At 67.6% G+C, this 13,467-nt stretch carries 13 protein-coding genes; 3 read left to right on the top strand and 10 right to left on the bottom strand.

The window, feature by feature from the left end:
- The first annotated feature begins 41 nt into the window (after nt 1-41).
- Complete coding sequence (locus INR38_RS05170) at nt 42-518, top strand: acyl-CoA thioesterase (RefSeq protein ID WP_012203278.1); 477 nt, start codon at nt 42-44, stop codon at nt 516-518.
- A gap of 75 nt (nt 519-593) precedes the next feature.
- Here the strand turns inward: INR38_RS05170 and INR38_RS05175 are convergent, their stop codons facing one another.
- Nucleotides 594-1,259, bottom strand: a complete 666-nt coding sequence (locus INR38_RS05175; protein ID WP_012203277.1) for a polymer-forming cytoskeletal protein — start codon at nt 1,257-1,259, stop codon at nt 594-596.
- A gap of 218 nt (nt 1,260-1,477) precedes the next feature.
- On the opposite strand from INR38_RS05175, the gene INR38_RS05180 reads away from it, so the two are divergent.
- Nucleotides 1,478-1,945 carry a MarR family winged helix-turn-helix transcriptional regulator gene (locus INR38_RS05180; RefSeq protein WP_013804191.1) on the top strand — a complete coding sequence of 156 codons (468 nt, stop codon included), beginning with the start codon at nt 1,478-1,480 and terminating at the stop codon, nt 1,943-1,945.
- Entirely contained in the window at nt 1,942-3,321 is a 1,380-nt protein-coding gene (locus INR38_RS05185; protein WP_207444120.1) for an MATE family efflux transporter, read from the top strand. Before INR38_RS05180 ends, INR38_RS05185 begins: the two co-directional genes overlap by 4 nt.
- 40 nt (nt 3,322-3,361) lie before the next feature.
- On the opposite strand, the gene INR38_RS05190 is transcribed toward INR38_RS05185, so the two are convergent.
- From INR38_RS05190 to INR38_RS05230, 9 genes are all read right to left on the bottom strand, one after another.
- On the bottom strand, nt 3,362-3,853 hold the full coding sequence (locus INR38_RS05190; protein ID WP_088166039.1) for a thioesterase family protein: 492 nt from the start codon (nt 3,851-3,853) through the stop codon (nt 3,362-3,364).
- Nucleotides 3,847-4,641, bottom strand: a complete 795-nt coding sequence (locus tag INR38_RS05195; protein WP_207444121.1) for an enoyl-CoA hydratase — start codon at nt 4,639-4,641, stop codon at nt 3,847-3,849. Before INR38_RS05195 ends, INR38_RS05190 begins: the two co-directional genes overlap by 7 nt.
- Nucleotides 4,642-4,657: 16 nt before the next feature.
- Entirely contained in the window at nt 4,658-5,488 is an 831-nt protein-coding gene (locus INR38_RS05200; protein ID WP_207444122.1) for a thioesterase family protein, read from the bottom strand.
- Nucleotides 5,489-5,525: 37 nt separating this feature from the next.
- Entirely contained in the window at nt 5,526-6,428 is a 903-nt protein-coding gene (locus INR38_RS05205) for an alpha/beta fold hydrolase (RefSeq protein WP_016451807.1), read from the bottom strand.
- 104 nt (nt 6,429-6,532) lie between these two features.
- On the bottom strand, nt 6,533-7,729 hold the full coding sequence (locus INR38_RS05210; RefSeq protein WP_016446429.1) for an acetyl-CoA C-acyltransferase: 1,197 nt from the start codon (nt 7,727-7,729) through the stop codon (nt 6,533-6,535).
- A 140-nt stretch (nt 7,730-7,869) separates the two neighbouring features.
- Nucleotides 7,870-10,272, bottom strand: coding sequence for a 3-hydroxyacyl-CoA dehydrogenase/enoyl-CoA hydratase family protein (locus INR38_RS05215; RefSeq protein WP_207444123.1), 2,403 nt, complete (start codon nt 10,270-10,272; stop codon nt 7,870-7,872).
- A 53-nt stretch (nt 10,273-10,325) separates the two neighbouring features.
- Nucleotides 10,326-10,766: a DUF2147 domain-containing protein gene (locus tag INR38_RS05220; RefSeq protein WP_012203268.1), complete on the bottom strand. Its 441-nt coding sequence runs from the start codon at nt 10,764-10,766 to the stop codon at nt 10,326-10,328.
- A gap of 80 nt (nt 10,767-10,846) precedes the next feature.
- Complete coding sequence (locus tag INR38_RS05225) at nt 10,847-12,652, bottom strand: acyl-CoA dehydrogenase C-terminal domain-containing protein (RefSeq protein WP_012203267.1); 1,806 nt, start codon at nt 12,650-12,652, stop codon at nt 10,847-10,849.
- A 63-nt stretch (nt 12,653-12,715) separates the two neighbouring features.
- Nucleotides 12,716-13,423, bottom strand: coding sequence for a TetR/AcrR family transcriptional regulator (locus INR38_RS05230; protein WP_013804200.1), 708 nt, complete (start codon nt 13,421-13,423; stop codon nt 12,716-12,718).
- Nucleotides 13,424-13,467: the final 44 nt, after the last annotated feature.

Raw genomic sequence — 13,467 nt, forward strand, 5'->3', positions numbered from 1 at the left:
GAAAGACAATTCTCGGTTGTTATATTGACCCGATTGTGCCCATGCCACCCCGCCCCGACCTCCCGCCCCATCCCTTGCCCGCAGACAAGGAGCTGGTTCTCAAGGTCATTCCCATGCCCGCCGATGTCAACGCCAATGGCGACATCTTCGGCGGCTGGGTCATGGCGCAGGTTGACCTGGCGGGCTCGGTGCTGCCATCGCGCCTGGGCCAGAGCCGCATGGTCACCGTGGCCGTGAACGAGTTCATCTTCAAGCAGCCCGTGCGCGTGGGCGACATCCTGTCGTTCTACTCCAGCGTGCAGCGCGTGGGCCGCACCTCGGTCACGGTCGATGTCGAGGTCTATGCCGAGCGCTTTGCCGACCAGGGCCGCTTCGTCAAGGTGACCGAAGCCCTGCTGACCTACGTGGCCATCGACGGCCAGGGCAAGCCCCAGTCGCTGCCGGACAACGATCAGGTGCGCTCCTGGCGCGCAGCGGCCGAGCGCAATGCAGAACGCAAGCAGCAGCAGGCCGGCTGAACCCGCCCCGCCTCAGCAGCCATGAAAAAAGCGACCTTCGCAGGTCGCTTTTTCATTTCCGGCAGCAGAGATGACTCATGCCAGCGACGGCGTGACGCGCGGCTGCAGCGAGGCCGCTGCGGTGGCCGCAGCCAGGGCCGCGGAACTACTGGCGGCGCTGTCGCTGGAGACGGCCGACGAGGAAGAGGACAGGCTGGAGGCGCTGGACGCCACGGCCGAACCCGAAGATGAACGCGGCGAGGAACCGGCCTCAATCTGGCCCGTGAGCTCGCCACCCTCTTCGATCACCACCTTGCCGTAGCGGATCTTGCCGCTGACCTTGCCCGTGCCGTAGATGACCAGTTTCTCGCGCACGGTCAGCGTGCCGTCGAACACGCCATGGATCTCGGCGATGTCGATCTCGGCCGTGCCATGGAAGGCACCCTGCTCGGCGATCTGGATCACGCGCGAGTCCATGGTGGCCTCCACCGTGCCTTCGACCACCAGCGTGTCGCAGTCGGTGATCTCCACGCCCTTGAGCTTGATGTTGGGGCCCACGGTGAGCTTGCTGCCCGGAGAGTCCTGCGACACAGGCGAGGCCTGGCGCTGGGTGGATGCCGGGCTGCTCACGCTGGAGCTGGGCATGACGGCTCCCGAAGGGCTGCCGCCCGTGCTGGCGGCGCCTGTGCCGCTGCCCAGGGTGTTGCGGGAGGTGAAAGCATCGTTGTCGCGCTTGCCAAAGAACGGGTTCTGAACAGCCATGGGTGGGTCTCCTTCGGAAAAATCCGATGCTACGCACACGAACTGGCAACAAATGCCGGCATCTCGCAAGAACGGTAACGAGATGGTTCTCCCGTTTCATGTGCTTGCAAGCCTTTCTCGATCACACACCGCGCATGCGCAGGTCGCGCAGCGGACATGCGCAAATCGATAGGTGCATCTACACTCATTTCCATTCCAGGCCACCTGCCCCACGCCCCATGACCTCCTCCACCTCAAGCGCCGCCAGTCCGGTCTGCACCTGCTTCATGGTGCGCAGCCTGTCGCGCAAGATCTCGCAGCTCTATGACGACACGCTGGCGCCCAGCGGCCTGCGCGGCACGCAGTTCAGCCTGCTGGTGCAGGCACGCAATGCGCCCGACGGCCCGCCCACGGTCTCGGCCCTGGCCGAGCAGTTGCACACCGACCGCACGACGATGACGCGCAATCTGCGCACGCTGCAGCAGGCCGGCTTCATCGACCTGGTTCCCGGCGCGGATGCGCGCAGCCGCTGCGTGGTGGTCACGCCCGAAGGCCGCGCCCGCATCCGCGAGGCTGCCGCCCTGTGGCGCCAGGCCCAGCAGCGCGTGCGCGAGCTGTGCGGCAGCGAGCAGATCGGCGCGCTGGAAAGCCTGGTGCTGGGCATGCTGCCCGTGCTGGAAACCGCCACGCAGGAGAGCGCGGAATGAGCGCCGCCCTGCCCTCCGCAGCCCCTGGCGCTGCGGCCAGCGGGTCCGCGCATCCGTTGGTCAGCGGCCCCATCGCCTCCACCCTGATGCGCCTGGCCGTGCCCAACATGGTGGCGCTGAGCATGTCGGTGCTGGTCGCCGTGGCCGAGACCTACTACGTGGGGCAGCTGGGAACCGTATCGCTGGCGGCCATGGCCCTGGTGTTTCCGCTGGCCATGCTCACGCAGATGATGAGCAACGGCGCCATGGGCAGCGGCGTGTCCTCGGCCATCAGCCGCGCGCTGGGCGCGGGCGACGGCGCGCGTGCCTCGGCACTGGCCCTGCACGCCATCGTGATCGGCGCCATCGCAGGGCTGCTGTACTCGGTCATCTTCGTGCTCTGCGGCGCCACCTTCTACGGCTGGCTGGGCGGGCGCGGCGAGGTGCTGGCGGCGGCCACGGGCTTTGGCGCCGTGCTGTTCAGCGGCGCCATCCTGGTGTGGCTGTGCAATACGCTGGCCTCGGTGGTGCGGGGCACGGGCAATATGCGCCTGCCGTCGGCCGTGATCTTTGCGGCCTCGCTGGTGCAGATCGTGGTGGGCGGCACGCTGGGCCTGGGCCTGGGGCCCATGCCGCGCTGGGGCATGCCGGGCGTGGCCGTGGGCAACATCGTGGCCATGGTGCTGGCCGTGGCGGCCTTTCTGGCCTACCTGCAATGGGGCCAGCAGCGCCTGCAGCTGGACTGGCGCACGCCGCGCCTGGCCTGGCCCATGTTCCGCGACATCCTGCGCGTGGGCGCCCTGGCCTGCCTGTCCCCCGTGCAAACGGCGCTGGCCGCGCTGCTGCTGACAGGCATGGTCGCCCGCCTGGGCCCGCTGGCCCTGGCCGGCTACGGCATAGGCCAGCGGCTGGAGTTCCTGCTGATCCCCATGGCCTTCGGCGTGGGCATGGCCGCCGTGCCCATGGTGGGCATGGCCATGGGCGCAGGCCAGGTGGCACGCGCGCGCCGCGTGGCCTGGTCGGGCGGCGCCATGGCCGCGGCCCTGCTGGGCGTGCTGGGGCTGGTGGTCATGGTCTGGCCGCAGCTGTGGTCAGGCATCTTCACCGGCGACCCGGCCGTGCGCGCCTACGCCGACCTCTACCTGCGCACCGTGGGCCCGGCCTTCGGGCTGTTCGGCCTGGGACTGGTGCTGTACTTCGCCTCCCTGGGCGCAGGCCGCGTCTGGGCTCCCGTGCTGGCCGGCACGGTGCGCCTGCTGATCGTGGTGGTGGGCGGCGGCTGGCTCATGTCCAGCGGCCTGGGCAGCGCCCAGTCGCTGTTCATCCTGGTCGCCGTGGCCATGGCCGCCTATGGCGCAGGCACGGCCTGGGCCGTGTGGCGCGCGCGCTGGGGGTGAAGAGACGCAAAAAGAAGGCCCGCAGTCAGCGGGCCATGCTTCAAGAAACGATGTACGCCGCCGTCCCCGTGGACAGCAAGCTGCCATCGGCCCCCAGGAATTCCATGCGCGTGTTGGCCACGCGTGAACCCAGCCGCAGCACCTCGGCGCGCAGGATGAATTCGCTGCCTATGCCGGGGCGCAGGTAGTCCACGCGCAGGTCGATGGTGCCCAGTCGCGAGAAGCGGTGCAGGCGCTGCAGCGGCGCATCGTCCATGTGCTTGGCGCCGATGGCGGCCATGACGGCCAGGCCGCCCATGGAGTCCAGGCCGGCGCTGATCACGCCGCCGTGGATGCGCTGGTAGGCGGCGTGGCCGATGAGCTCGGGCCGCATGGTGATGCGGCCTTCAACCCGCTCGGGCAGCACTTCAGTGATGCGCAGGCCCAGCACCTGGTTGAAGGCGATCTGGCGCTCGAACACTTCGCGCAGCCCGGCGATGAACTCGGGCTCGAACTGCACGGGCGCCTCGGAGACCTTCGTGGATTTCAGCACTGGCTGAAGTCCGGCTTGCGCTTCTCCATGAACGCGGTGAACGCCTCCTTGGCAGCAGGCCCGCCCATCAGCTTGCCAAAGCTCGCTCCCTCCTCGGCCATGCGCTCGCGCACCAGGCCGGACTGGCCGGCCTTCATGAGGCGCTTGGTCTCGATCAGGGCCGACAGAGGCTTGGCGGCCAGCTTCCTGGCCTGGGCCTGGGCCAGTGCATTGCATTCGCTGGGCGGCACGACGCGGTTGACCAGGCCCACCTCCAGTGCGGCTTCGGCCAGGAAGGGCTCGCCCAGCAGCAGGGCCTCGGCCGCGCGGTGGTAGCCGAGCATCTGGGGCAGCAGCAGGCTGGAGGCCGCTTCGGGGCACAGGCCCAGGTTCACGAAGGGCAGCGAGAAGGCCGCGTTGTCGCCCGCATAGACCAGGTCGCAGTGCAGCAGCAAGGTCGTGCCGATGCCCACGGCCGGGCCGCAGACGGCGGCGATCACGGGCTTGGGAAAGGCGGCGATGTTGTGCAGGAAGCGCCAGACGGGGCGCTGCTCGCCCTCCGGCCTGGCGCCGCCGCCGGCCGACTGCTTGAGGAAGTCGGCAATGTCGTTGCCCGCGCTGAAGATGGCCATGTCGCCCTGGAAGACCACGCAGCGCACGGCGGCGTCTTCGCCGGCCTGGGCCAGCGCATCGGCCATGCTGGCGTACATGGCCTCGGTGATGGAGTTCTTCTTGTCTGCGCGGTTGAAGGTGATGGTGCAGACACCGGCTTCGGTGTGCACGAGGATGTCCTGGGTGGTTTCGCTCATGATGGTCTTGCCTTGCTTATTCCTTGAAATACACGATCTGGTGGCTGGTCGCCAGCATCACGCCGGCCTCGCTCCACAGCTGGGCGCTCTGGTCGAAGAAGCCGTTGCGAAATTCCTGGCCGCGCGCCTGGGCCAGCAGGTGGCCCGTGCCTGCGGCGGCCAGTTCCTCACGCCCCGCATGGAAGTAGACGGTGATGGACACCGTGCCCGCCGGGGTGCGCTGTGCGCGGCGCAGCCACACGCGCGGGAAGAATACGTCAGCCAGGCCGGCCAGCGCGCAAAAATCCAGTGCGCGCGGCGGCTCGTCGCGCACCCACAGGCGCGTGAGGCTGTCGGTCTCGCGGCCATCCCAGGTCTGGGGAATGATGCCGTCGAGAAAGCGCATGTCGTAGCGGTTGAGCCATTCCACGCCGCCCAGAGGCGGCACGCGCGACACGGCGGCGGGCGACGGTACCTCGGGCATGGCCAGGTCGGTGCCGCTCCAGGTGCTGCGCCGCACGGCCGTGACGGCCGTGGCCGTGGTGACGACCTGGGCATCGCCATCCTGGTCGGGCTGGGTGATGGTCAGCAGCCAGTGCTGGGTGGAGCGGTTGGTGCGCACGGGGCGGGCTTCGATGTCGAAGCGCCCCGCGCCCAGCGCGGCTGCGTAGTTGACGGTGATGGACAGCGGATCGCCCAGGCACAGCGGATGCTGCTGGATGGCCTGCACCAGCGCGGCGGCGGTGATGCCGCCGTACGGGCCCACCATGTTCCAGTAGTCCTGCGTGGTCTGGCCCTGGTAGTGGCCAACGGCGCCGGTGGGCGTGAGCGCCACGGCCTGGTCGAGAGGATGGATGTCTGTGCTCATGGCAAACGAGTGTGATGGCAAGCGTCGCCCGCGTCCGTCAAGCCGGCGACTCTGCGGGTGAGGGAAAGCGCGGGTGGGCCGCGGCGGCCGGCGCCTTGGTCCAGCCCGAGAACACGTCCACGGCCCGGCCCCAGAGCGCGTCGCGCATATCGGCGCGGAAGAAGCCGAAATGCCCTATGCGCCGCAACTGCAGGGCCTTGGGTTCGATGCGCTCGATGCGGCTGGGGGCATTGGCGTAGAGCGCGAACAGGTGCTCGGTGCCGCGCCAGGTCATGAGTTCGTCGTCGCTCATGGACAGCGCCATCACCGGAAAGCGCACGGCGGCGTAGCTGCGCGCGGCGGCCTCGCCCTCGGCACCCACGCTGTAGCGCGGGTTCAGGCACCAGCGGCGCCACTGCAGCATGACGCCGGCCGGCAGGTCGCCCACCTTGCGCAGGCGCCGGCCCGGAAAGTAGCCGCACAGGCGCGTGGCCACGGGCACCAGCACATGCCAGAAATAGGGAACCATGCGCTTGAGGCGGGGCGCATTGTCGCGCCAGTAGCCGCTGCCGGCCGCAATGCTCAAAAGGCCGTCCACCAACTGCGGGGAGCGCAGCAGGCCCGGCAGCTGGGCGCCCAGGCTGTGGCCGATCAGGAACAGCGGCTGGTCCGGCAACTGCGCCTTGGCATGGGCGATGACTGCCTCGTAGTCGCGCGCCCAGTCGCACAGGTCGGCACGCACCTGGCGCAAAGAGCCTTGCAGGGAATCGCCATGGCCCCGGTAGTCAAAGCTGGTCACCCGATAGCCCTGGCCCGCAAGCCAGGTGGCAAAGGCCTCGTAGAAGGCCTGGCGCACCCCCATGGCCCCGCCGATGACCACGCTGGCGCGCGGCGGGCCAGCGGGCGTGTAGACGCGCAGCGCCAGCGTGGCGCCATCGCTGCTGAGTTGGTGTTGTTCCATGGCTGTCTCCTGGTCGGTGCCGTTTCTGTGCCGGCTCGCATGGATGGGAAAGGATGGGATGAGCGGAAAAAACAAAGCCCCGCGAACGGGGCTTTGAGCAACGGTCAGACCCGCTCGAAGATGCCGGCGGCGCCCTGGCCCATTCCGACGCACATCGTCACCATGCCGTAGCGCAATTGCTTGCGGCGCAGCGCATGCACCACGGTGGCCGAGCGGATGGCGCCCGTGGCACCCAGCGGGTGGCCCAGGGCAATCGCGCCGCCCATGGGGTTGACCTTGGCGGGGTCTAGACCCAGCGTGTTGACCACGGCCAGCGACTGGGCGGCAAAGGCTTCGTTGAGCTCGAACCAGTCGATGTCGTCCTGCTTGAGGCCCGCATAGCGCAGCGCGGCCGGGATGGCCTCGATGGGGCCGATGCCCATGATGGCCGGCGGCACACCCTTGCTGGCATAGCTCACGAAGCGCGCCAGCGGCGTGAGGCCGAAGCGCTGCACGGCAGCGCCGCTGGCCAGGATCAGCGCGCCTGCGCCATCGCTGGTCTGCGAGCTGTTGCCGGCCGTCACCGAGCCGCGCGCCGCGAACACGGTGCGCAGCTTGCCCAGGCCTTCCAGGCTGGTGTCGGGGCGTGCTCCCTCGTCCAGCTCCACGGTGCGCGTGCGCACCACGGGCTCGCCCTTGGCCAGGTCCAGGCCCCGGTCGGTGACCTCGATGGGCGTGATCTCGTCCTTGAACTCGCCGGCCTGCTGCGCGGCCAGGGCACGGCGGTGCGACTCCAGCGCAAAGGCGTCCTGCGCATCGCGCGAGACCTTCCACTGCTGGGCCACCTTCTCGGCCGTCAGGCCCATGCCGTAGGCAATGCCCACGTCGCCATCGCGCTCGAAGATGGACGGCGACAGCGAGGGCGCGTTGCCCATCATGGGCACCATGCTCATGCTCTCGACGCCGGCCGCGATCATCACGTCAGCCTCGCCCACGCGGATGCGGTCCGCCGCCATGGCCACGGCCGACAGGCCCGAGGCGCAGAAGCGGTTCACGGTGATGCCGCCCACGCTGGTGGGCAGGCCCGCCAGCACGGCGCTGATGCGCGCCACGTTCAGGCCCTGCTGGGCCTCGGGGATGGCGCAGCCGCAGATGATGTCCTCGATGGCAGCCGGGTCCAGCCCCGGCACCTGGGCCAGCGCGGCCTTCAGCGTGGTCGCCAGCAGGTCGTCGGGACGGTAGTTGCGGAAAAAGCCCTTGTGCGACTTGCCGATGGGCGTGCGCGTGGCGGCGACGATGTAGGCGTCTTGGATTTGTTTCATGGAGATTGCTCATAGATCTCAGTTATTCGCGGCCCGCAACGCACGCATGTCCCAAGTCAGGGACAGCAAGCAAGGGCCGCCCCGCCGCGAGGCTGTCGTCCCCCTGGGGGGAAGGCGCGAAGCGACTCAGGGGGGACATATCAATTCCGGACGGGCTTGCCGGTGTTCAGCATTCCGAGAATGCGTTCATGGGTCTTCGGATGGCCGATCAGGTGGCAGAACGCCTTGCGTTCGAGCTTCATCAGATAGGCCTCGTCCACCAGGGTGCCCGCATCCACGTCGCCGCCGCAGACCACGTGGGCGATCAGGCTGGCCACATGCTGGTCGAACTCGCTGATGAAGCCGCCGTCACGCATGTTGACCAGCGAGCCCTTGATGGTGGCCACGCCGCTGCGTCCTGCCACGGGGAAGCTGCGCGGCAGCGGCGCGCGCCAGCCGCCTGCGGCCATGGACTTGGCCTCGTTGATGGCGACGAAGAGCAGTTCGTCCTTGTGCGGCACGATGAGGTCGCTGTCCAGCAGGTAGCCCAGCTTGCGCGACTCGATGGCACTGGTGCCCACCTTGGCCATGGCCGCGGCCGTGAAGCCTTCGGTCAGGAAGGGCAGCAGGTCCTTGCCCGTGCTGGTGGCGGCGTTCTCTGCCGCGCGGCGCGCGATGTAGGTCAGGCCGCCCGCGCCGGGCACCAGGCCCACGCCGACTTCCACCAGGCCGATGTAGCTCTCCATGTGCGCCACGCGGCGCGCGCTGTAGACGGCCAGCTCGCAGCCGCCGCCCAGCGCCATGCCATGGATGGCCGCAACCACGGGCACCTGGGCGTAGCGGATGCGCAGCATGAGGTTTTGCAGCTCCTGCTCCACGCTTTCGATGGCGTCGGCGCCGCCGATCACGAAGGCCGGCATGGTGGCCTCCAGGTCGGCGCCCACGCTGAACGGCGCATCGCCCGACCAGATGACCATGCCCTGGAAGTCGGTCTCGGCCACGTCCACGGCTTCCATCAGCGCTTCCATGACTTCGGGGCTGATGGCGTGCATCTTGTTCTTGATGCTGGCGATCAGAATCTGGCCGTCCAGCGTCCAGGTGCGCAGCGCCTTGGATTCGGCGATCGTGGTGCCGGCCGTCTTCCAGTCCGGCAGGCTGTCTTCGCCCAGCAGCTTCTCGGGGAAGATCTGGCGCTCGTAGACGGGCAGCACGCGGCGGGGCACGAACTGGCCCTTGGCAGGGCTCCACGAGCCCTGCGCCGTGTGCACGCCGCCGGCCTCGGCCACCGGGCCTTCGAAGACCCACTGGGGCAGGGGTGCCTTGCTCAATGCCTTGCCGGCATCGATGTCCTCCTGGACCATCTTCGCCACTTCCAGCCAGCCCGCTTCCTGCCACAGCTCGAACGGGCCCTGCTTCATGCCGAAGCCCCAGCGCATGGCCTGGTCCACGTCGCGGGCGGACTCCGCAATGCTCTCCAGGTGGATGGCCGCGTAGTGGAAGCTGTTGCGCAGGATGGCCCACAGGAAGCGGCCCTGCGCGCCCTCGGCATTGCGCAGCAGCTTCAGGCGCTCGGCCGCGGGCTTCTTGAGCATGCGGCCATAGACCTCGTCGGCCTTGCCGCCGGCGGGCACGTAGTCCTCGCTGTCCAGCTCGAACTGCAGGATGTCGCGGCCGACCTTCTTGTAGAAGCCCTTCTTCGCCTTCTGACCCAGGTTGCCCAGCTCGATCAGCTTGGCCAGCACGGGCGGCGTGCCGAAGCTGCCGTAGAAGGGATCGGTCTCGGCGCTGAGGTTGTCCTGCAGCGTCTTGATCACATGGGCCATGGTGTCCAGGCCCACCACGTCGGCCGTGCGGAAGGTGCCGCTGGATGCGCGGCCCAGCTTCTTGCCGGTGAGGTCATCGACCACGTCGAAGGTCAGGCCGAAGTTCTCGACCTCCTTCATGGTGGCCAGCATGCCGGCGATGCCGATGCGGTTGGCGATGAAGTTGGGCGTGTCCTTGGCGCGCACCACGCCCTTGCCCAGGCCGCTGGTGACGAAGGCTTCGAGCTGGTCCAGCACCACGGGCTGCGTGGTCGGCGTGGCGATCAGCTCCACCAGCGGCATGTAGCGCGGCGGGTTGAAGAAGTGGATGCCGCAAAAGCGCGGCTTGATCGCGTCAGGCAGCGCCTCGGACAGCTTGGTGATGGACAGGCCCGAGGTGTTGGACGCCACGATGGCGTGCTTGGCCACATGGGGCGCGATCTTGGTGTACAGGTCGAGCTTCCAGTCCATGCGCTCGGCAATGGCCTCGATGATCAGGTCGCAGCCCTTGAGCAGCTTGAGGTGCTCCTCGTAGTTAGCGGGCTGGATCAGGTCCGTGTCCTCGGCCACGCCGATGGGCGAAGGCTTGAGCTTCTTGAGGTTGGCGATGGCGCGCTCGGCGATGCCGCTTTTCGGGCCTTCCTTGGCAGGCAGGTCGAACAGCACCACGGGCACCTTGACATTGACCAGATGGGCCGCGATCTGCGCTCCCATCACGCCAGCGCCGAGCACGGCGACTTTCTTCACATTGAATCGGGACATGGATATTCCACAAGTGGGAGGAAGGTGGCCGCTGCGGCCGCCCTCCGGAATGGTTACTGCACGCGCACCCAGGTCTGGGTGCGGCCGAAGGGGCCGATGGAGCCGCGCACCTCGAGCTTGGCGCCGCCTTCGATGGGCGTCAGGCGCAGCGTGTAGGTCTTGCCGTTTTCAGGGTCGAGGATCTTTCCGCCTTCCCAGACGTCCTTGCCCTCGGCCTTCTTGGCGCCGCGGATGATCTCCAGCCCCTTGAGCGGCTGGCCCTTGCGGTCGTCAGAACACTCGGTGCAGGTGGCGGCCGGATCGGCGCCCTTGCGCAGGATCTGCTCGATGCGGCCCGTGACCACGCCGTCGTTCTCGGCCACGCGGATCTCGGACTTGGCTTCGCCGCTCTTGTCGTCCACGCTCTTCCACAGGCCCACGGGCGTCATCTGCGCCTGCGCTGCGGCAGCCGTGAGGCCCAGGACCATTGCTGCCAGTGCTTGATATGCCTTCATTTCAAACCCCTTTCGCCTAGAAAGGTGCGCAGGCCAGGCTGATGCGCACAGCCCGCGCTCCCATGTTGGAGTGAAGCCGTTCAGGCCAGCGCCGCGTCCGTGTCCATCAGGGACTTGCTGCCCGCGCGGGCCGTGCGCATAAGCGTGGCGGTCTCGGGCAGCAGCTTGGCGAAGTAGAAACGCGCGGTCTGCAGCTTGGCCTGGTAGAACGGGTCGGTGTTGCCCTTGGCGATTTCGCGCAGCGCCACCTGGGCCATGCGGGCGAAGAAGTAGCCGAACACCAGGTGGCCCGCCACACGCAGGTAGTCCACGGACGCGGCACCCACCTCGTCGGGGTTTTGCATGCCCTTGAAGCCGATCTCGGTGGTGAACTTGGTCATCTGGTCGCCCAGGTAGGCGATGGGATTGATGAACTCGGCCATCTTCTCGTTGACGCCCTCTTCCTCCACCAGCTGCGCCACCAGCTTGCCGAACTTCTTGAGCGAGGCGCCCTGGTTGCCCAGCACCTTGCGGCCCAGCAGGTCCAGCGCCTGGATGCCGTTCGTGCCTTCATAGATCATGTTGATGCGCGCATCGCGCACGAACTGCTCCATGCCCCATTCGGTGATGAAGCCATGGCCGCCATAGACCTGCTGACTCATGGTGGTGGCCGTCCAGCCGTTGTCGGTGATGAAGGCCTTGACGATGGGCGTCAGCAGCGCCACCAGCTCGGCGCTGTCCTTGCGCACCTTCTCGTCGGGGTGGTTGAACTCCTTGTCGATCAGGAAGGCGCAGTAGGTCACCAGCGCGCGACCGCCTTCGGCATAGGCCTTGGCCGTCAGCAGCATGCGGCGCACATCGGGGTGGACGATGATGGGATCGGCTGGCTTGTCCTTGGCCTTGGTGCCCGACAGGCTGCGCATCTGCAGGCGGTCCTTGGCATAGGCCAGGGCGTTCTGGTAGGCCACCTCGGTCAGGCCCAGCGACTGGTTGCCCACGCCCAGGCGGGCGGCATTCATCATCACGAACATGGCCTGCAGGCCTTTGTTCGGCTGGCCCACCAGGGTGCCGATGGCGCCGTCGATATTGATCTGTGCCGTGGCATTGCCGTGGATGCCCATCTTGTGCTCCAGCGCGCCGCAGAAGATGGGGTTGCGCTCGCCCAGCGAACCATCGGCCTTGACCACGAACTTGGGCACCACGAACAGGCTGATGCCCTTGGAGCCGACCGGCGCATCGGGCAGTCGGGCCAGCACCAGGTGGACGATGTTGTCGGTGAAATCGTGCTCGCCCGCGCTGATGAAGATCTTGTTGCCGGTGATCTTGTAGGTGCCCTCGGGCGCGCCGGCCACGGGCTCGGCCTTGGTGCGCAGCAGGCCCAGGTCGGTGCCGCAATGGGGCTCGGTCAGGCACATGGTGCCGGTCCACTCGCCGCTGGTCAGCTTGGGCAGGTACAGCTTCTTTTGCTCTTCCGTGCCGTGCACATGCAGAGCCTCGTAGGCGCCGTGCGACAGGCCCGGGTACATGGTCCAGGCCTGGTTGGCGCTGTTGAGCATCTCGTACACCGCCGAATTCACCGCAAAGGGCAGGCCCTGGCCGCCGTAGGCCGTATCGCAGGACAGCGAAGGCCAGCCGCCTTCCACATACTTCTGGTAGGCCTCCTTGAAGCCCTTGGGCGTGGTGACCTCGTGGGTTTCCTTGTTGAGCACGCAGCCCTCTGCATCGCCGCTGATGTTCAGCGGAAACGTCACATTGGCCGCGAACTTGCCCGCCTCTTCGAGCACGGCATTGATGGTGTCGGCATCGACCTCGGCATGCGCCGTCATCTGCTGGTAGTCGTCCGTGACCTTGAACACCTCGTGCATGAGGAATTGCATGTCGCGCAGGGGCGGATTGTAGCTGGGCATTTGTCTTCTCCTGTGATGGCGGGGTTTGCGGTGGATGCGGTGAAAACGGTGGAAGCGAAAAAATCAGGCCGGGCTGGCGTAGCGCGCCAGAATGCTCTCGAAGCCGTCGATGGCGCGCTGCATGGAGCCTTCGTTGCGCAGGAAGCGCGCCTCGTAATGCAGGGCCAGGATCAGGCCGTGGATCTCGAACAGCAGCTGGTTCTCGTCCAGGTCGGCACGCAGGTCGCCGCTTTCGCGGCACTGCACGATGGTGCGGCGCATGGCTGCGTGCCAGGTCTGGACCGAGGCCGTCAGCGCATCGCGCACCGGCCCCGTGCGGTCGTCGAACTCCACGGCGCCGCTGATATAGATGCAGCCCGAGTCCAGCTCGATCGAAGTGCGCTTCATCCAGTTGTCGAACAGCGCCCGCAGACGCGCCACGCCGCGCGGCGCCTCCAGCGCGGGAAAGAACACTTCCTGCTCGAAACGGTCGTGGTACTCATGCACCACGGAAATCTGCAGCTCCTCACGCGAGCCAAAATGCGCGAACACGCCGGACTTGCTCATGCCCGTCAGCTCGGCCAGAGCGCCGATGGACAGGCCCTCAAGCCCGATGTGCGTGGCCAGGTTGAGGGCAGCCTCCACAATGGTGGCCTTGGTCTGCTGCCCCTTGTGCAGCGCGCGGCGCGGCGCGGGCGCAGCGGCTTCGTGCACGGAAGAGCCCGCCTTGGGATCGGCCGTGGCGTCAGCGGTCAAACGGGTCGTGCGGCGTGGGGCGGAAACGCTGGACATGCGAAATTCTTGTTAAAACGAACGTTCGTGCTATTTTGCATGGA

Source organism: Delftia sp. SD018, assembly GCF_017355445.1.
GTDB classification, from domain to species: domain Bacteria; phylum Pseudomonadota; class Gammaproteobacteria; order Burkholderiales; family Burkholderiaceae_C; genus Comamonas; species Comamonas acidovorans.

Bases quoted from the DNA above. Each gene is read 5' to 3' on its own strand.
- INR38_RS05175 (WP_012203277.1), bottom strand. From the start codon at position 1,259: ATGGCTGTTCAGAACCCGTTCTTTGGCAAGCGCGACAACGATGCTTTC.
- INR38_RS05215 (WP_207444123.1), bottom strand. From the start codon at position 10,272: ATGTCCCGATTCAATGTGAAGAAAGTCGCCGTGCTCGGCGCTGGCGTG.
- INR38_RS05205 (WP_016451807.1), bottom strand. From the start codon at position 6,428: ATGGAACAACACCAACTCAGCAGCGATGGCGCCACGCTGGCGCTGCGC.
- INR38_RS05225 (WP_012203267.1), bottom strand. From the start codon at position 12,652: ATGCCCAGCTACAATCCGCCCCTGCGCGACATGCAATTCCTCATGCAC.
- INR38_RS05230 (WP_013804200.1), bottom strand. From the start codon at position 13,423: ATGTCCAGCGTTTCCGCCCCACGCCGCACGACCCGTTTGACCGCTGAC.
- INR38_RS05200 (WP_207444122.1), bottom strand. From the start codon at position 5,488: ATGAGCACAGACATCCATCCTCTCGACCAGGCCGTGGCGCTCACGCCC.
- INR38_RS05185 (WP_207444120.1), top strand. From the start codon at position 1,942: ATGAGCGCCGCCCTGCCCTCCGCAGCCCCTGGCGCTGCGGCCAGCGGG.
- INR38_RS05180 (WP_013804191.1), top strand. From the start codon at position 1,478: ATGACCTCCTCCACCTCAAGCGCCGCCAGTCCGGTCTGCACCTGCTTC.
- INR38_RS05195 (WP_207444121.1), bottom strand. From the start codon at position 4,641: ATGAGCGAAACCACCCAGGACATCCTCGTGCACACCGAAGCCGGTGTC.
- INR38_RS05220 (WP_012203268.1), bottom strand. From the start codon at position 10,766: ATGAAGGCATATCAAGCACTGGCAGCAATGGTCCTGGGCCTCACGGCT.
- INR38_RS05170 (WP_012203278.1), top strand. From the start codon at position 42: ATGCCACCCCGCCCCGACCTCCCGCCCCATCCCTTGCCCGCAGACAAG.
- INR38_RS05210 (WP_016446429.1), bottom strand. From the start codon at position 7,729: ATGAAACAAATCCAAGACGCCTACATCGTCGCCGCCACGCGCACGCCC.